The following is an 18850-nucleotide window of genomic DNA, read 5'->3' on the forward strand; positions in this document are numbered from 1 at the left end:
TTAACTTAAGAAGCAATGGTTTAACTTCAATCATAAAAAAGCGGTAACCCACTGGGTCATCGCTTTTCTTTTTAAAGAATTAGATGAATTTTGCTTAAAGAATTCAGGACAAGGGTGCTGTGGTATAAAACAAGCAGCTTTAGATTCCAAATTTGTTGATATCATATACGTTTGAGATTAGCATCCAATTTTGTATAAAGGGACGCATAAGATTCCAGTAACCTACTCCGCTAAAGCCATATTCTGTAACGGTACGCAATTTTGCATCAATGCTTCTTGCATCCTCGAACCATACAACGTGGGCACTACCGTCTTCACTGGTATAAAAGAAATAGGGACTTTGAGCAATTTCATCAAAGAGAATCTCCGCGCGGATATCCATAGCCATTTGTACGGCCTCTTGATTTCCTACGGTTACTGCTCTGCCTTCGCCCATAGTAAAGGGCAGCGTCCAATCATAGCCGTAATTGGGTATACCCATGATGATTTTTTCCGGAGGAATTTCCTGAACGGCATAATCTAAGACCTCTTTCACCTTATTTAATGGAGCTACAGCCATAGGCGGACCGTAGGCATATCCCCACTCGTAGGTCATCAGCAATACATAATTTGCAATTTCTCCGATTCGTTTATAATCATGGGCTGCATAAAGAAGCCCAGGCTGTGTTGAGGAAGTTTTTGGTGCAAGGGCAACAAAAACCCGAAATCCTACTTCATTCATAGCTGTTTGCAATTCAGAAAGAAAGGTAATAAAGGCCTCTTTATCTGTGGGCAGAACAAACTCGAAATCTACATCTATGCCAAAATAGGACTTTTGCCCCATTACAACCATAAGATTATAGATAAGATTTGCCCTTGCTTCGGGGTTATTTACCATTTCTGATATGAGCTGATTGCTGAATTTTCCGTTTTCATCTAAGGGTGTTAAAACTAAAATGGGCGCTGCACCAAAGGCTCTTGCGGCCAAAATTAAGTTCATATCATCTGGAGGTATCAGTTCCCCATCGGCATGAAAACCATAGGAGAAGACAGAGAGAAACGACAAATAAGGCACGGTTTGGTTCAATAGAGTCTCATTTATGTAGGGATACGCATACCCATTCACCAGATATTCCTCTTGAGGGGGTTCCTTAAAAGAGATGATTATGGTTTGGCCCGGATAAATCGTGTCTGTTATGGCAAGCTGTGGATTGTTTTGCAGCAACACGTTTGGTGAAACACCAAACCTTTCAGCAATGATAAATATGCTATCCCCGGGTACCACCTGATAGGTCACATCCGGTTCTAAAATCAGAAGAGCTTGCCCCAAAGTTAATAGGTTCGGATTGGCTATTCCGTTATTCTCCATAATCAGCCTTACACTTACGTTATATTGCTCTGCGATAGAATAAATTGTGTCACCGGCACTTACAACATGGATTGTCATCAGCCCACCTCCGCTAATAGTTTATGCAGTAAATTCAAAAAAAAGAACGCATTCATAAAATGCGTTCTTGATAGGGAAAGGTACTGCCCTTTAATTTTCTGCTTTTGCTTTTTCCAACGCAGTTGCTGTGGTTTCCCAATAATAGTCTAAATCTTTTACACCTTCGATTTTTGTATCCAAAGGACGACCTTTGTTATCTACAAAGAAAGTAGTAGGTAATCCTTTTAGATTATCGATAATCCACGATGCCATAGCTTGGTCAGGAATGATTGTGGTAAAGGTTACGCCAGCCTCTTTATATGCCTGTTTGACCGTATTTTCTGCTTTTTCGCCAGGCAAGTCGATTACAACTTGAACGAAATTAATATTTGGATATTTTTCTTTAAGCTGCTTATAAAAAGACTCCAAGGTAGCTAACTCGTTGATATCTGGATAGCAATAGGATGCCCAGAAGTTTACAACAGTCAGATCATAATCATAAAAAACCGTGCTGGTAATAGGATCACCTGTTAGGGTGGTAGACATAAAATTAAGGTATGCTTTACTATCCTCTATTTGGGTTTGTACGGAAGCTTCGTCCGGCACAAAGGTTTCAATGGTTTTTTGCAACATTGGCAATTCCGAATTTAGTGTTTCAAAAGTTTTGGTGGATTCTTTAGAGAATCTGGGAGTGCTGCCAACATACTCAGTAAGATAGTAGAAGTGAAACTTCTCTTGCTTTGGCAGTTCCTCACAGTTTTTAAAGTGTGCCAGTTCGTCTTTTACACCTTGAGATTCTATATTTTCTTCTTTCACAACCAAAAGGGTAAAAACGGGAATCATCAACTCATCCACAGGGATTTTGGAATCCGGGTTATTTAATTCATCCATATTTTCATCGGGTGTAAAGTCATACTCAATTTTGGCGTAAATTTCTCCGTCTGGTTTTACAAAGGTAACAGGGATTAAATTTACGTTTTTGCGCTCAAGCCATTCCTTAGGAAGGCTGTATGCCAAGCCGCATTGTTCGAAGCGGTAGTCTGTTTTTTTCTCTTCGCTTCCATTTTCCGAGGGAGCAGAATCTTTTTTCCCGCATCCGCCTAGAATACCCATGGATAAAATAAGCGCGAGGAAAAGTGTCAGTTGTTTTCTCATTTTGATTCCTCCTAAAAGTTATAAAATAAAACGAATTTCCTTTGTCTTATTTGTGTTTGCGTTTTTATTGAGCACAGCTAAAATGAAAAAGCCGATTTTATAATAAGTTCAGGCTTTTGAAACGAATGATCCTTTTCATAAGGTTGTCCGTTATCTATAAAATTTAAACGGTGACTGATTGGATTTCGTAGTAAAGCACCTGAGATGGACACGCCACACCATTATACAGAAAAACTGTTTCAGTCGCAATGGAAAAATCGACAGAAAAAAACAGTTGGTTTTATTTTTTAATTACTTTTTAATCATACGACAATATCCTTTTAACTGCATAAAGGTATACTTTTTATGTATGAAAACGGGAAAAGGGAAACAAAGCTTAGCAATTGCGGAAAGGGCTGATTTTAATTATATCAAATTCTACCCAAGAAGCTTTGATGACATCTTCAATTTTGTTATGAACCTATGATGTAAATAGGAAATGGAAAGGTTTCACCTTGAAATTGAATTAAAGGGGATAATTTATCTGTATAAAACAAAAAATAGATGGGATTGATTGGTTTTAGTAAAATTACAACGCTATAATGAAAAGAGGTTCTAAAAAGAAAACAACCTTCTACTGCCAATTTTTTACTAATTTCTTGTATTTTATGGTATAATATACCAAAATTATGTAAAGGAGAACGGAATCATGATGCAAAAAAAGATCCTATTAATTGAAGATGAGGTTAAGCTAGCACGTTTTGTTGAGCTAGAGTTAAGATATGAGGGTTACGAAGTAACAGTATGTCATGATGGCCGAGAGGGTATAGCTTTGATTAGCGAAGGGAATTTTGATATGATTCTTTTGGATCTTATGCTGCCCGGGCTGACAGGTATAGAAATTTGCCGCAGAGTTCGTAAGAATTCCAATGTGCCCATTATTATGCTTACAGCGAAGGATGAGGTGATTGATAAGGTTGCCGGGCTTGACAGCGGTGCGGACGATTATTTGACAAAACCCTTTGCCATTGAAGAATTATTGGCAAGAATGCGTGTTGCATTTAAGCACTGCGAAGATAAAATGTCCAAAAAAATTCTTTTACAAGTGCAGGATCTGGAAATTGATACTGAGAAGCGCTTGGTGACCGTCGGCGGTGATGTGGTTGAACTGACCAAGAAGGAATATGAGCTTCTTTTGTATTTGGTGCAGAATAAAAATATTGTTTTAACCAGAGAACAAATTTTAAATGAGGTTTGGGGCTACAGCTATATTGGTGAAACAAATGTTGTTGATGTGTATGTACGCTATCTAAGAGCAAAAATAGATGAAGCTTTTCAGAAAAAATTTATTCATACCATACGAGGGGTAGGGTATTATGTCAAGGAAGAATAAGCAATCCTTTTTTTGGGGTATACGCCATATGGCAATTGCCAGAAAAATTACATTGCTCTACAGTGGGATTTTCACCTTCTCTATTTTAGTCATCAGTTTTTTTATGACTATAAACATTACCGGAATACAGCAGCATATTATTAGACGGGAGCTTACCATCACCATATCTAATATTGATGCTTATCTTCAACAGGGGAAAAGTTTGAACAACGACGCCCTTCGGGATTTATTGGACAATAAATATGTGGAGGTCAATGTTTATTCCAAAAAAGAGAATGCCTATTATTTTAGTCATTTTGGTGAAGAACCTCTGCTGATGCAATTGAGAGAAACAAATTTCCCCCCTTCCGAGGGGATTTTTGCGAAAAAGGACGATTTCTATGACCAGGGTCAACAGACTTTAGCTCAGGATGAGTTTAAAATCAGCGTCCAAAAAGAAAAAGTGGAAAATTGCACGGAGTACATTTTGGAAAATAATAACCGGCAGCAAATCATGCTGATTTCAACGGTTATTCCCACACAAGGCGGGCAGTATCAAGTGGAGGCTTATAAGCTGATTGGAATTAATTCCAACTTTCTTCGAGGCTTTATTGCCAAGCTTGCCACGGTGAACGTGATAGGCATTCTATGTGCCTTTTTAATTGGTTGGTATATCAGCCAGCGGATGCTTCGTCCTGTAGAGGCAATACGCGCTGCTGCAGAGCGGATAACCATTGAAGATTTAAGTCAGCGTATTAATACAGATGGACCCGATGATGAGATGAAGGAATTGACGGTAACATTTAATTCTATGATTGATCGCTTGGAAAGCTCTTTTCAGCGGCAAAATCAGTTCATTTCTGATGCTTCCCATGAATTAAGAACACCAATTTCTGTTATTCAGGGCTATGCAAACTTAATCAATCGTTGGGGGAAAAGCGATCCTGATATTTTGCAGGAGGCTATAGATTCCATTTTAAGCGAAACGGAGCATATGAGTGCCTTGATACGCAAGCTTCTTTTTTTAGCAAAGGGTGATCAGAATCGAATGCTGGTTCAGAAAAAGCTGGTATCGTTGAACGAGATTGCAGGGGAGGTTGTGAAAGAGCTTGAAGTTCTTGAGGTGAACCGAAAAATTGTATTTGAGGAAAAGGATAAGGCAGAAATTTGGGGCGATCCCGATTTAATAAAGCAACTACTGTGGATTCATGCTGAGAATGCACTGAAATATACAAAGGATGGAGACTTAATTACCCTTCGTGTTTGGAAGGATAAAAAAAATGCATTTGTTTCTGTTGGTGATAATGGAGCAGGTATCTCCAAAGTGCATTTGTCTAAAATATTTGACCGCTTTTATCGTGTGGATCAATCCAGAAACAAAGGGATTTCAGGCACAGGACTAGGGCTTTCCATCGCAAAATGGATCGCAGACAGTCATTTTGGCCATATTTTGGTTGAAAGCACGGAGGGAGAAGGGACGACCTTTACCAATGTCTTTGCGTTGAGCGGTAAGATGAAGAAGGAGGGAGAAGAGAGCCGTAAGTTTTAAGTTTTCCTTAAGGTTTCCCCTTTTATTTGATTCAGGGAAAAAAAGGGAGTATACTATTAGAGATACATGTGTGTTTTAGGCTGTATGCAAAGTGAATCCTACGGGAAGAAATTAGGAGAATAGGGGCTTTTGTATAATCCCGATTAAGGCTGCCAACCAGAAAAATGGACGGTCTCAGCTTTACACTCTAACTTATCTGAAATTACCTCTCTTTCTTTTTTTGTAACATCCAAAACCCATATGTGATAATTATTTCTATATTATTTTAAGGGGGAAATACGTATGAGAAAAAAACTAGCGGCACTTTTGTGCGCGGTAATGTGCATTGCGTCTTTCACAGGCTGTTCCAGCGCAGAGCTGGGATATCTGCAAATGAGCGCAGACATGTTAACCAAAATGGATGTTTGTGAAGCATCTGGTAAAGTGAATGTGGAATTAGATGCAGATGCAATGAAGGAGTATGTTGCAGAGTTGGCGAAAGCTTCAGGCTCCGCAGATGAAGATTTGAAAGACGCTATTCAGGGCTTGGATGCATTAAAAGGCAAAAAGTCTGCTGTAATTGATTATGCTTTAAAAATGGATATGAATACCTTAGCTTATTATGTAGATATGGATGTTACCTATGATGGAAAGAAATATGACATGGGTGATATGTACTACGCAATGACTGATGGTGTTTATGTTTCCGGCAAAACCGTTTGGGGCATGTATGAGTTGACAAAGGACTTAGCAGGTAAGGAAAAAGACAGCTACTTGCAGGATGAAAACTTTGCAAAAGAATTAAAAACACTTTTAGATGGAAGCAAGTATATCAAAGTTATGTCTATGAAAGAATTGGGCATGACCGATGAGGAAATTAAAAAGATGGTTCCCGAAGGTGGCTACAGCAAATTGTATGCTTCTGTAATGGATTTCTACAAAAATGCATTCTCCGGCTTTACAACCAATATGGTAAGTGAAGTTAACGGTGGTTATAAAATCAAAGCAGACGGCAAAGCAGTTGCTGAATTATTTGTTAACTTGTTAGACTATGTTGGCAATAACCCTGACACTGTTTTGGGTGCAACATCAACATATATGATGGATGTTATGAAGGCTATGAATTCTTCCGAAGAGGAAATGGCTGCATTTAAAGCAGGCATGGAGGAAGCAAAGAAAGATACAGCATCTATTAAGGCAGCTACAGATTCAATTAAGGTGATGGTTCAACAGGGTATTGCAAAACCTGAAGTTTCTAAAGCTTTGAATAGCTTTGCTTATGAAGCAACTGTTACAAAATCCGGTGCTGGCTTCCATTCAACAGAAGTATTTGGCATTACAAATGGCAGCAAGAACGTATTGAAGGTAACAAGCACTGGCGACGTAAAGGCAAGCAGCGGCAAGGTTGTTATGCCTACAGGCAGTGTTAGCAAGGATGATTTTGAAGCAAAAATGACAGCTTTGGTTGAAAAGTATAACCCTGTTACTGCTGTAACTGCTCTTTGGGGCGGTGAAGGTGATTCTCAGGCAATGCTGACCAAAGTGAGAAAAGATGAATCTTTCTTCTCCGCTGGCAACGATGTTGATTTGGCAGAGTATGTTGAGGCTGATGGCCGTGTGTATTTGCCTTTGCGCGTGATTTGTGAAGCGATGGGCGAAAAAGTTGAATGGAATAACGCTGAGAAAAAAGCTTATATCGTTCGTGCAGACGGAAAGACAGCAATGGAAGGCCTTGTTCAGAATGGCAAATCTTTCATCAGCGTGCGTGATTTTGAGAAATTAGGCTACGGTGTTGAATTTAAAAAAGTTGATAGTTTGAAGCAAGTAACAGTTACTAAAAAGTAAAAACAAAAAGGCGGTGTCAATAGACACTGCCTTTTTTTGGAAGATTAAAACATCTTAGCCAGTGGTTTAAATAATCTGACTAGTTAAAAAACGAAACATTTCGTGTTTATGCCTTAAAATAGTTTCTTTCATACAACAGACTTCTTAAACTACATATGATTGATGAGACGAAATCATAAAAAAGGATTTTCTTTCAAAGCTTTCATATGGGTCTGCATATTTTCCCAAAGGGAATAGGGGATGGCTAAGTTTCCCCTACCTGAACCTAAACGAATGAGGGGTTTGTTTTTTCCGTGAAAGTCACTGCCTCCCGACGGGTACAGATGATGTTTTTTGGCTAATTTCATCATGTTCTTTCTTTGAGAAGGTGAGAAGGTTGAATAGAAACATTCTATCCCATCTAAACCCAGAGGCACCAATTCTTGACACAAAGCGTCCAATTGATCCTGAGCAAGATTATAAAGGGTAGGGTGAGCCAGAATACTGATTCCTCCGGCGGAGTGGATTGTTTGGATGCAAGATGTGGGGGTTGGCAGTACTTTTGCAACATAGCCAGGGCGACCTTGGGTAAGATATTTTGAAAATGCTTCGTCTCGTATACGAATATAACCTTTTTTTAAAAGGACATTGGCGAAATGAGCACGGGTTACGATTTCTCCTCCTGCATTTTCTGTTACTTCCTCTAGGGTAATGGGCAACCCGATTTGGGTTAACTGCTCTACCATTTTTATATTTCGGATGGTTCTATTTTGCACAAAAGATTCCATTTGCTCTGCCCAAATTGCTGCCTTGGGATCGAATCCAAGACCTACAATATGCAGCTCGGGTTGATGAAAGCGCCCCCACTGGGCGGCCAGCTCAATCCCCGGTATCGTTTCTATACCATGTTTTTTCCCTGCTATAATAAACTCCTCCAACCCTTTTATGGTATCGTGGTCAGTGAGAGCCACAGCGCAAAGTCCTTGTTCTTTTGCCAAAAGAATGAGTTCCTCTGGCGAAAAGGTACCATCTGAGAAATAAGAATGGGTGTGTAGATCGATGATGCCGCTTTTTTTCATAAGCTCGCCTCCTTTTCTACAGTATACCATAAAATGGATGAATGAGATAAAAAACAATTTGATATATAGGAATTATATATTATAAGTGGAGGCTTTCTTTATTCCATAAGTACGCCAATGAAAGATGGTATCATATTTTTTAGGCTTCTCCCATAGAATAAACCAAAGCAAAGTGGGAGAGGATATTTTTGAAAAAGAAAAAAAAGGAAAATATGAAAAAAATACAGAAAAAGAGAGATGTTATGGAAAAACAGGGAGACCAGAGCTGGACCTGTATGGCTAAAGGCATGGCCGTTGCATATGGAATCACCTGTATTTTCTTTATCGCTTATGGGCTTATTTTAACTTACACGAGTGTTTCCGAACAAAGTTTGCCTATGGTTGCATTGGTTTGTACGGCTCTTTCCTCAGCAGTGGCAGGGTATGATTGGGCAAAATGCCGAAAGAAAAAAGGACTAATGATGGGACTGGGGGCAGGGCTTTTGTATGCAGCGATTCTTTTTCTTGTGACAGCTCTAGCCAGCGATACGTTTACCATGGGTATGTCGAAAATAATGACATTAATTGTCGCTTTGGCAGGCGGTGGAATTGGTGGAATTTTTGGGGTTAATGGGAAAAAATAAAAAATACTTGAAAAATTTGTACAGTGTGTTATACTGACTGCTGAGAGCAAAAATCTCTTATTTACATATTCTTGAGAGATTATCTCAAAAATTGCGAATTAGGCTGGTTCCTCCTTTTTGAAAACAAAAGGAGAGCCGCCTTTCTTTTGTGCAAAATCACACTGGCACACAAAGATTTCAGGAGGGACTCAATAATGAAAACAAAAGGAAGATTAATGCTACTGCTTATGCTTGTCGTAGCATTAGGGTTAAGTGCATTAACCTATTATGGAATTGGCAAGGACAAGCAGTTTAGTGTAAATGATATTCAACAGGGCTTAGACTTAAGCGGCGGCGTTGACATTGTCTATGAGGCCGATAAAGAGAGTGTTTCAGACGAAGAAATGTCTGCGGCAATTTCCTTGTTGCAAGGCCGTCTGGATTGGAACGGCTGGGCAGAGGCGGAAGCCGCACAGGAAGGTACAAATCGTATTCGTGTGCAAATTCCCGGTGTAGATGATGCAGAAAAAGCAATTCAAGAAATTGGACAGACAGCACAGCTCCTTTTTGTGGATGAGGCTGGAAATGTATTACTTACAGGTGATATGATTAAAAATGCAACAAAGCAGGTTGGATCCACCACAAAGAATGGGCCTTCTTCTCCTTATGTTTCGTTGGAATTTAATGAAGAAGGGGCACAACGGTTTGCTCAGGCAACTGCAGAAAATATTGGAAAGAAAATTATGATTGTAATGGATAAAACTGTGGTTAGCGCACCAACGGTGCAGACAGCTATTACAGATGGAAAAGCCATTATAACAGGTAATTTTACTGGCCAGGAAGCAGAAAATACGGCTGCCTTAATTCGTGCAGGTTCTTTACCATTTAACCTAAACGTAATTCAAATGAAAAATGTTGGTGCGAGATTGGGTGCGGATGCCCTTTCCTCGGGAGTCATGGCAGGTTTTGTAGGCATTGCACTGGTGTTATTGTACATGCTGTTTATGTACAGGCTTTTGGGCTTTGCGGCAGACTGGGCTTTGATTATTTATATTGCGCTGGATTTATTGGTTTTGAGTTTGTTCCGTATCACATTGACTTTGCCGGGTATTGCAGGTATTGTTCTTTCTATCGGTATGGCTGTAGATGCCAATGTCATTATATTTGAACGTATTAAAGAAGAACTGATTCTTGGAAAAACATTGCGTTCTGCTGTGAAGATTGGTTTCTCAAGAGCATTGCCTGCCATTGTGGATGGCAATGTTACCACACTGATTGCGGCGGTGGTATTATTCTTCTTGGGTTCAGGCACAATAAAAGGCTTTGCTACAACGCTGATGATTGGTATTATACTTTCTATGTTTACTGCGTTGTTTGTGACAAGATTTATTGTAAACAGTATGATAAAAGCAGGATTGCATAACCCCAAAAACTATGGGTTTCGCGTAAAGTGAGGAGGCGGCAAAGATGAAGATAGTTGAGAACAGAAAGAGATTTTTTGCCATTTCCTTGGTACTGATTTTAGTGGGATTTGTGGCAATGTTTTATCAAGGCAGTAAGGGTAATGGTATTTTGAATTGGGACGTTGAATTTACAGGCGGTACTTCCATGGAAATTGATATGGGTGAAGCCTATGATCATAATAAGCTGAATGAGGTTATTTTTACTGTAACCGGCCAAAAAAGTCCTCAGATTCAGGATATTATTGGAACCAATGAGGTTGGGCTGAAAATGCAGTCCATTGACAGTAAAATGAGAACAGACTTAGAGAATGCCATCAAGGCTGCATTTCCATCTGCTGATGTGAAATCAACCTCAGATGTTAGTGGTACAGTTAGCTCTGAGATGCAGCAAGCGGCAATAAAGGCAACATTAATTGCCTGTGTCGCAATGTTAATCTATATTTCCATACGATTTAGAGATATCAGAGCGGGGGGCAGTGCTATCATTGCTTTGTTGCACGACATTTTAATCGTTATTGCCACCTATGCTATTTTCCGAATTCCGGTAAATAACTCGTTTATTGCAGTAATCCTAACTATTTTAGGTTATTCCATTAATGCAACAATTGTAATTTTTGACAGAGTTCGAGAAAATCATGATAGATTTTCTTCCCATCAAAATGCTGAGAAAATTAATAAAAGCATTAGTCAAACATTGGCCAGATCCATTAACACTTCGGTGACTACATTCTTTACCGTTGGAGCAATTTATGTAATCGGTGTACAGTCTATCAAAGAATTTGCCCTTCCTATGATGGTAGGTATCATTGTTGGAGCGTACTCTTCCATTTGTATTTCTGGTTCTGTTTGGTACACGCTATTACCGAAAAAAGAGAAGTAATTTAAAAGCAGTAGGGAGGAAATCCCTGCTGCTTTTTTAATGTCTCTTTTGCTCCGCAAAAGGGGTGCCAAATAGAGAAAACCTTCTAAGTATCCCTTTTGAGTTTTCTGTGTTTATAGCCAAATTTTTTTAAAAGCGTAGAATCTCAAAGTCATAGACTTCTTGGTCTTTTGCTTCGCAAAAGGGCGCAAACAGAGAAGCCTCTAAGTCTTGTTAGAGTTTTCTCTGTTTATTGCCCATTTTCTACGCTTTTATGATATAATTACGAATAAGCAAAAATCAACAGAGGAGAATTTCTTTATGAAACTGCAAAAATTACTTAGCTACGTGCGTCGTGCCGTAGATGATTACAATATGATTGATGAGGGTGACAAGATTGCCATTGGCGTTTCCGGCGGCAAAGACAGCATCTGCCTGCTGTTAGCTTTAAAGCACTTACAACGGTTTTATCCCAAGCATTTTGAGATAGAGGCAATTACCGTTTCCTTAGGGCTTCCCGGTGCTGTTTATGATGATATTCAGGCATTGTGTGACGAAATTGGTGTGCATTATACCGTTGTTCATACGGATATTGGTCAAATTGTTTTCCATGAAAGAAAAGAGCCCAATCCATGCTCTCTATGTGCCAAAATGCGCAAAGGCGCCTTAAATGATGCAGCGGAGAAATTGGGCTGTAATAAGGTGGCATTAGGGCATAATAAGGATGATGTGGTTGAGACTTTTTTTATGTCTTTATTTTATGAAGGCAGAGTGAACTGTTTTGCCCCTGTAAGCTATTTGGATAGAAAGAAGCTTTATTCCATCCGTCCTTTGATGTATGTTCCGGAAGGGGAGGCAAAGAGCTTTGTTGTGAAAAACCAGATAAATATAGTGAAAAATCCTTGTCTGGCAGATGGAAATACAAAGCGACAGGAAACAAAGGAACTTTTGGCGGAGCTTTCTAAAAACTATGATAATCTTCAGGAAAAGGTATTTGGTGCCATCAAGCGTTCCAATTTAAAGGGATGGAATGGGGAGATATAATCCATGTCGACATATCATGAGAATTTAAAAAATATTGAAACCATTAGATTGCGGGAGATTCAAAAGGAGCTTCCTTCTTTTTTGGCGGAGTTTTTTCGAGGAATTGCCCAAACCACATCTACAAAAACAAGATTAGGATATGCCTATGATTTACGCATTTTCTTTCGCTATCTTTTTGAGGAGCATCGCACCTTGGGAGGGATAGAACCAACAAGGCTTACGGTGGAAAGTTTGAATGAAATTACCTCCGATGACATTGATTGCTTTATGGAGTATCTTTCTTATTATATCAGGCCCGATTATGAAAATCCTGAAAACGGCGCGGAGCTGCACAACGATGAAAAGGGAAAGTCTCGGAAATTGGCGGCCATACGTTCCATGTTCAAATTTTTTTATAAAAAAAAGAAGGTCGCGGCAAATCCCGCTACCATCGTGGAAACCCCTAAAATTCACGACAAACAAATTGTGCGTCTGGATGTGAATGAAATGGCAGATTTTTTGGATGCTGTAGAATCGGGAGGAAAATTATCCGATCATCAAAAGGTGTATCATGAGCGCACAAAAAAAAGAGATTTAGCCATTACAACCCTACTTTTAGGAACGGGGATGCGCGTTTCTGAATGTGTCGGCATAAATATAAAAGATATAGATTTTAAGAACTATGCCATAAAAATTATTCGCAAAGGTGGAAATGAAGTTTTCCTCTATTTCGGAGATGAGGTACAAACGGCACTGCAGGAATATCTGGAAGAGAGAAAGAATGCAATAACAAAGGAAGAAAATGAAGATGCATTGTTTCTTTCTTCCCAAGGTAAGCGCATCACTGTGCGGGCGGTACAAAATTTAGTTAAAAAATATGCTTTAGGTGTTACTATGAAAAAAATATCTCCACATAAACTGCGGAGTACCTTTGGTACCAATCTGTACCAGGAGACGGGAGATATTTATTTGGTGGCTGACACGTTGGGGCATGCTGATGTAAATACTACCAAAAAGCACTATGCGGAAATAGAGGATCAAAGGCGGCGTAAAGCTGCGTCATTTATTAAGCTAAGAAAGGATTGACCCTATGTCGGAACAAAAGTTGGATATTCAAAAAATTTCACATATTTTTAAAGAGCATAAGGCAGAACCCATATTTAAGCTTCAACGTTTTGCCATTTTAGCTTTGATTACCGAGAAAAATGGGGAACTATGCTTTGTGTTAAATAAACGTGCTCCTAGTGTACGCCAACCCGGAGATATATGCTTTCCCGGAGGGCACCATGAAGTGGATGAAAGATTGGAACAAACAGCCTTGAGAGAGACAGAGGAGGAGCTGGGCATCCCACAAAGGGAGATTTCCATACTGGGAAAAAGCGATTATATGCTTACCATGTATCGTGGCGTCATTCAGCCTTTTCTGGGCTATGTATGCTATGATGTGTTGCGAAACTCTCAACCAAATCCAGATGAAGTGGCTGAAATTTTTACTGTGCCTATTTCCTTTTTTATGGAGACTCCGCCGGAAATCCATGATATGGTTTGGGAATCGGTAAAGCTGGATAGCTTTCCTTATCACCGCATTCAAGGCGGGCAGGAGTATCCTTTTAGTAAATGCCGCATTCCTGAGCTTTTTTATGAATATAAGGGGCATACCATTTGGGGTTTTACTGCTCAAGTGATTCAGAATATTGTTATTCTTTTGAGTGAAAAATAAGAGCTTCATAATTAAAAAAGCCCTATTGTTTGGCGAAATAAGCCTAACAATAGGAGCTTTTTTATTTTGTTTCTTTCCCCTTGAATTTTTGCTTACGTACTTTATCTTCTGTGGCTTTAGATGCTTCTCTTTCTGCTTTGGATTCCAACATTTCAGTGATGTCCTCTGGCAGTTCTAAGGTGATGCGTCCAAGCTTGCCACCTCTAAATTCATCCAATAAAATTTTTGCGGTGCGTGCCAAATCAGGCTCGCCACCCTTAAGTTTAAAGCTTCTTGCCTCTGCGATTTGCCTGAGTACCTCATGAGGTTCCGCAGCGGTATCAAAGGCAATTTGATAGCGTTTCCTGATGGCATCTGCATTGCGCAGAAGGAGATGGTCAATAAAGGATACCGCTAATGTCTCTGCATCTAAGATATCATCATTAATTGCGCCGGTAAAGGCAAGCTTTAAGCCTACTTCTTGATCCTCGAATTTTGGCCATAAAATACCAGGTGTATCCAGTAATTCAAAATCCTTTTTCAGCTTAATCCACTGCTTTCCTCTTGTTACGCCGGGCTTATCTCCCGTTTTCGTCATTGCTTTTCCAACATACTTATTAATGAATGTAGATTTTCCAACATTGGGAATGCCGGCAATCATGCTGCGAATGGGTACATTAATACGGCCTCTTGCCTTCAGTTTTTCTATTTTTTCTTGCATCAGACTTCTTGCGGCATCGGTAACTTGATTCATTCCTGTTCCCTTTAGAGAGTTCATTTGAATCACACGAAAGCCTTGCTGTTCAAAATAATCAGTCCAAATTGCAGTGGCTCTATCGTCGGCTAAGTCACATTTATTCAGAAGAATAATACGATGCTTATTTTTTGCCAATGTGTCTAAGTCGGGGTTTTTGCTGCTATAGGGGATGCGGGCATCCACCAGCTCAATCACGATATCTACCAGTGAAATGGTTTCTTCCATCATACGCCGTGTTTTGGTCATATGTCCAGGGTACCATTGAATATTCATAATTTTTGTTCCTTCCTTTAAGAAATCGGTCCGAATCCGTCAAAGGGATATAAACGAAATATAACCTTTCCGTATAAATTCTTTTTTGCAATGGGCCCGATGGATTCCCTTCGACTGTCCGAGCTGGCATTTCGGTTATCACCCATTACAAAATAGCTTCCGTCGGGCACGGTGAAGGGATAATCAATATCGCCTTGTGTCATAATTGGTTCATTGATATAGGGTTCTTCAATCAGTTCATCATTGATATAAAGATAGTATTCTACATTTTCGCTATCTTCATTCCAAACAAGATCAATGACATCTCCGGGCAAACCAATCACACGCTTGATTATCTTTTCCTTTTGACCATCGGAATTCAACTGACATATTACAATATCTCCCTTTTTTGGGGATGCTATAGAAGTAGCTAATTTATTGACAAATACCAGATCTCCATGGTGAAAGTTCGGTTCCATAGAAGAACCCTTTACGTAAACCGTACCCAGTACAAAGGTGCGAAGCACAAAGACCAAAGCCAGTAAAAAAAGCAATTGTATCCAAAAGGGATACTCTTTTTTCTTTTTCTGTTATTTGTTCTTGCTCTTCTATGGTGCTTTGTTCCTCTTGTTCCATCTGTTGTCTCCTCCTGACATTGTGCATTTAACGCAAAAATCAAACCTTGAAACTGTGTTTGATCAGTATCCATCTGAGTTTTTTTCGTAGGCGAAAAAGATATTTGTCGCCTACGAAAAAAACCTCGATGAAACAGTTCCACCGAGGTAAATTTTTTATCTGAGTACTTCTTTTACTTTTGCTGCTTTGCCAACTTTGTCTCTCAAGTAGAAAAGTTTCGCACGTCTAACGATACCGCGTCTTACAACCTCGATATGGTCAATTCTAGGGGAGTGCAAAGGCCATGTTCTTTCTACGCCAATGCCGGAAGCAATACGTCTTACTGTAAAAGTTTCTCTGATGCCGCCGCCCTGTCTTTTAATAACAACGCCTTCAAACATCTGAAGTCTTTCTCTGGTGCCTTCTACAACCTTCGCAAAAACACGAATTGTATCACCAACATTAAAAGGAGTTACTTCGCTTTTCAGCTGTTCTTTTTCCAGTTCTCTAATAATATCCATTTCATTTCCTCCTTCCTTCAAAGATGTTCTTGATGCCATCCCTTTGATGCATCATTGGACCATCCGTAATCACAATTCAGAATTATAACATAGTCCCAAAGGGTGTGCAAGCATTTTCAAGCTTTTTATCCCATATTTCAAAATTTTTCAAATATATTGTACCCAAATACGGCAGATGGCAATACAAGGAGGCAGTGTTGCCATGGAAAAGGCTGTTGTAAGCATAACCATTTTGGAGGAGGTCTCTACACCAACACCATAACGCCCCACAACCATAGGGACGATGGCGGCAGAAGGCAAAGCCAAGGAAAGGAAATACACAGCCTTCATCAACGGTTGAAGGGGAATGAAATAAATAAAAATAAAGGCCAAAATTGGCATGATAATCATTTTCGAAAGGCTGGCCTCCAGAGATTTTTTATCCTTCAGTAATAATTTGAGCCCACTGTTTCCTGTTAATGCTCCTATGTAAATAAGGGAGAGGGGAGTGGAAATGACTCCCAAAGATTTGATGAATTCTTGAACAAAATCCGGGATATACACCATCAGTCCGATAACCGAGGCGAAAAGACCCAGCAAAATGGAAGATATATTTGGGTTGATTGCACCTTTGAGTAAGGTGCGAAGCATTGTTCCCAAGCCTTCTCCCTTGATTCCTTTTATAATATATAACCCAATACTCCAAACATAAAGATTCAGCCCTAAAACGCTGGCAGACATATATACAACAGCTTCTTCTCCGAAAAACATCAATGCAATGGGAAAGCCGATGAAGGCATTATTTACTGATGCGCCGGTAACCTCCAACATATTTAGGAGTTCCTCCTGAAATCCACGAAAGCGGTAGTACTGCCGAAGAATTCGACCAAACAGGAGCATACTGATAAATTGCAGCCCAACCATCAGTGCAAAATTTGTCAGCATATCTTTTTCTACCTTGGTATTGGCTAAGGTGGTGAACAACATCGCGGGAATGGTAAAGAAGAGTACGATGTTTCCTATGCCGATGGTCATCTCCTCATTTAAGAACTTTTTGCTGCTGCAAATATACCCCACAGCCATTAAACCAAATAACACAAAAAATTGACCAAACATAATTTTCTCCTTTGTACTTGATAGGTGTGAATGTGATACCTATATGTTTTATGTAGCTTACAAGAATTTTAAATGCTTTATTGATTATTTTACATTCATTTTAATCATAACAAAGATCCTACTAAATATCAAGGAATACAAAATTAAGGCATTAATAAAAACATTTCTATCAAAACGAAAATGCATATAAAAAATAAATCTATAATTGTTAAAAAAAATACAAGTTTTTAAAAATACCTTTCAATTCATTCAAAATAATGGTATTTTATATGTATTAGAGTGGAGATGTTTTCGTATGCTTGTATGAGAAGGCGCATCGTTTGCGTAATAATGATATAGAGGTGATCACCTTGTCCCAGTTTACAAAAAAGGCAATTCGGGAGAATTTCTTAAATCTTCTTTTGAAAAAATCCTTTGATAAAATTACGGTAAAAGATATTGTGGAGGCATGTGAAATTAACCGCAATACTTTTTACTATTACTATAAGGATATTTATGATTTAATGGGAGATATTTTTCAAACAGAAACGAATAGGGTTTTGGAGGAGCAGGAGAGAGGTGGCAGCTGCTATGAGGAGTTTCAACGCATTGCAGCCTTCATTACAAGGTATAGGGCTTCCATTATCCATATTTATCATTCAAAGAGCCGAGAGGTTTTTGTGGGGCATTTGGATACGGTTTCGGAAATTATTTTGCAAAATTATATTGAGCAGTTAAGGGTTGATTTGGAAATTACCCCAGAGAATAAAAAGTTTGTATGCGATTTTTACCGTTTTTCGGTGGTGGGCATGATTATCAATTGGATCAAAAGTGGTATGGAAGAGGATTCTCAAATCTTTATCAAAAAGATGTCTGATATTTTTGAAAATACCGTGGAGACAGCATTGAAAAGCACTACATAACAAAAAAGGGGAATAATGTATAGACAAAGTTGGAGAAGTGCCTAAAAACTGTGCACTTCTCTTTTTATATCCATACTAATCCCATTGATACAACGGTAAACTGAAATGAGCGGATACTGGGGGTGTAGTCTTGAACACAATGAGCAAAATAAAAATTATATCTTGCATACCGGCTCTTTTATTCCTTTTGTTTGGGATCTGTTATTTCTTTTTTGGTCAAAGAATACCGTTGAATTTTGTATATACCTTTTTATGTGCTGTTTTTATTTTATATGGAGTTATCAAATTTTTTTGTTATTTTAGCAAAGATATGTATCAGCTGGCGTTTCAGTTTGATTTTGCCATGGGAATTTTTTATCTTGTAATAGGTTTCCTATTTTATTGTTTTCAACAAGAAGTGCAGAATAATTTCCTGAGTATTATAGGCTTTACTGTTTTCATAGATGCTGTTTTAAAAATTCAGACCTCTCTGGAAGCAAAAAGGTTTGGGATGGATAAGTGGTGGACGATTCTTATACTGGCGGGATTAACCGCATTGGCGGCACTCCTTTTTGTTGTTCCTCCTATGGAAAGGCTGCAAAGATATGGGTTAATTTATATCTTTAATTTTATGTATGCTATGGGCTTAATCTTTCTTTTAGAGGGTTTCTTAAACCTCTGGGTTGTACTTTATACAGTGAAAGAGATACCTTAAGGGTATGGGCGTTTTTTCAAAAATAT

The 18850-nt window shown here is 39.0% G+C and carries 19 protein-coding genes; 11 read left to right on the top strand and 8 right to left on the bottom strand.

Annotation, left to right across the window (positions count from 1 at the left end):
* Positions 1-139 precede the first annotated feature (139 nt).
* A complete protein-coding gene (locus CPRO_RS02045) occupies positions 140-1426 on the bottom strand; it encodes a glycosyl hydrolase family 18 protein (RefSeq protein ID WP_066047305.1) in 1287 nt (428 codons plus the stop codon).
* A gap of 90 nt (positions 1427-1516) precedes the next feature.
* Positions 1517-2560: a TlpA disulfide reductase family protein gene (locus CPRO_RS02050; protein ID WP_066047308.1), complete on the bottom strand. Its 1044-nt coding sequence runs from the start codon at positions 2558-2560 to the stop codon at positions 1517-1519.
* A 691-nt stretch (positions 2561-3251) separates the two neighbouring features.
* Here CPRO_RS02050 and CPRO_RS02055 point away from each other — a divergent pair.
* From CPRO_RS02055 to CPRO_RS02065, 3 genes are all read left to right on the top strand, one after another.
* Positions 3252-3932 (top strand): response regulator transcription factor, encoded by a 681-nt coding sequence (locus CPRO_RS02055; RefSeq protein WP_066053600.1) that lies wholly within the window; start codon positions 3252-3254, stop codon positions 3930-3932.
* On the top strand, positions 3916-5460 hold the full coding sequence (locus CPRO_RS02060; protein ID WP_066047312.1) for a sensor histidine kinase: 1545 nt from the start codon (positions 3916-3918) through the stop codon (positions 5458-5460). The genes CPRO_RS02055 and CPRO_RS02060 overlap by 17 nt, the downstream gene beginning before the upstream one ends.
* Positions 5461-5742: 282 nt before the next feature.
* Positions 5743-7284 (top strand): stalk domain-containing protein, encoded by a 1542-nt coding sequence (locus CPRO_RS02065; RefSeq protein WP_066047315.1) that lies wholly within the window; start codon positions 5743-5745, stop codon positions 7282-7284.
* A gap of 173 nt (positions 7285-7457) precedes the next feature.
* Here the strand turns inward: CPRO_RS02065 and CPRO_RS02070 are convergent, their stop codons facing one another.
* The gene (locus tag CPRO_RS02070; protein ID WP_066047316.1) at positions 7458-8342 is read right to left on the bottom strand and encodes a PHP domain-containing protein; all 885 of its coding nucleotides are present in this window, start codon (positions 8340-8342) and stop codon (positions 7458-7460) included.
* 188 nt (positions 8343-8530) lie between these two features.
* On the opposite strand from CPRO_RS02070, the gene CPRO_RS02075 reads away from it, so the two are divergent.
* From CPRO_RS02075 to CPRO_RS02100, 6 genes are all read left to right on the top strand, one after another.
* A complete protein-coding gene (locus CPRO_RS02075; protein ID WP_066047319.1) occupies positions 8531-8965 on the top strand; it encodes a TIGR04086 family membrane protein in 435 nt (144 codons plus the stop codon).
* 194 nt (positions 8966-9159) lie between these two features.
* A complete protein-coding gene (gene secD / locus CPRO_RS02080) occupies positions 9160-10398 on the top strand; it encodes a protein translocase subunit SecD (protein ID WP_066047322.1) in 1239 nt (412 codons plus the stop codon).
* 13 nt (positions 10399-10411) lie between these two features.
* A complete protein-coding gene (gene secF / locus CPRO_RS02085) occupies positions 10412-11287 on the top strand; it encodes a protein translocase subunit SecF (protein ID WP_066047325.1) in 876 nt (291 codons plus the stop codon).
* A 300-nt stretch (positions 11288-11587) separates the two neighbouring features.
* Positions 11588-12310, top strand: a complete 723-nt coding sequence (locus tag CPRO_RS02090) for a tRNA lysidine(34) synthetase (RefSeq protein WP_066047327.1) — start codon at positions 11588-11590, stop codon at positions 12308-12310.
* 3 nt (positions 12311-12313) lie between these two features.
* Entirely contained in the window at positions 12314-13375 is a 1062-nt protein-coding gene (locus CPRO_RS02095) for a tyrosine-type recombinase/integrase (protein ID WP_066047330.1), read from the top strand.
* Positions 13376-13379: 4 nt separating this feature from the next.
* On the top strand, positions 13380-14009 hold the full coding sequence (locus CPRO_RS02100; protein ID WP_082754188.1) for an NUDIX hydrolase: 630 nt from the start codon (positions 13380-13382) through the stop codon (positions 14007-14009).
* A gap of 61 nt (positions 14010-14070) precedes the next feature.
* Here the strand turns inward: CPRO_RS02100 and ylqF are convergent, their stop codons facing one another.
* The 5 genes from ylqF to CPRO_RS02125 form a co-directional block, all read right to left on the bottom strand.
* Positions 14071-15018, bottom strand: a complete 948-nt coding sequence (gene ylqF / locus CPRO_RS02105) for a ribosome biogenesis GTPase YlqF (RefSeq protein ID WP_082754189.1) — start codon at positions 15016-15018, stop codon at positions 14071-14073.
* 17 nt (positions 15019-15035) lie between these two features.
* Positions 15036-15524, bottom strand: coding sequence for a signal peptidase I (gene lepB, locus CPRO_RS02110; RefSeq protein WP_236782412.1), 489 nt, complete (start codon positions 15522-15524; stop codon positions 15036-15038).
* Positions 15433-15633 carry a hypothetical protein gene (locus tag CPRO_RS15675; RefSeq protein WP_066047337.1) on the bottom strand — a complete coding sequence of 67 codons (201 nt, stop codon included), beginning with the start codon at positions 15631-15633 and terminating at the stop codon, positions 15433-15435. Before CPRO_RS15675 ends, lepB begins: the two co-directional genes overlap by 92 nt.
* Before the next feature lie 155 nt (positions 15634-15788).
* Positions 15789-16133, bottom strand: a complete 345-nt coding sequence (gene rplS / locus CPRO_RS02120; protein WP_066047339.1) for a 50S ribosomal protein L19 — start codon at positions 16131-16133, stop codon at positions 15789-15791.
* Between the two features lie 147 nt (positions 16134-16280).
* On the bottom strand, positions 16281-17228 hold the full coding sequence (locus CPRO_RS02125) for an AEC family transporter (RefSeq protein ID WP_066047342.1): 948 nt from the start codon (positions 17226-17228) through the stop codon (positions 16281-16283).
* Between the two features lie 320 nt (positions 17229-17548).
* Here CPRO_RS02125 and CPRO_RS02130 point away from each other — a divergent pair, with 320 nt between their 5' ends.
* Complete coding sequence (locus tag CPRO_RS02130) at positions 17549-18130, top strand: TetR-like C-terminal domain-containing protein (protein WP_072743632.1); 582 nt, start codon at positions 17549-17551, stop codon at positions 18128-18130.
* A gap of 139 nt (positions 18131-18269) precedes the next feature.
* On the top strand, positions 18270-18824 hold the full coding sequence (locus CPRO_RS16175; RefSeq protein WP_066053605.1) for a DUF308 domain-containing protein: 555 nt from the start codon (positions 18270-18272) through the stop codon (positions 18822-18824).
* Positions 18825-18850 lie beyond the last annotated feature (26 nt).

Origin of the sequence: Anaerotignum propionicum DSM 1682 (genome assembly GCF_001561955.1) — a bacterium.
GTDB lineage: Bacteria > Bacillota > Clostridia > Lachnospirales > Anaerotignaceae > Chakrabartyella > Chakrabartyella propionicum.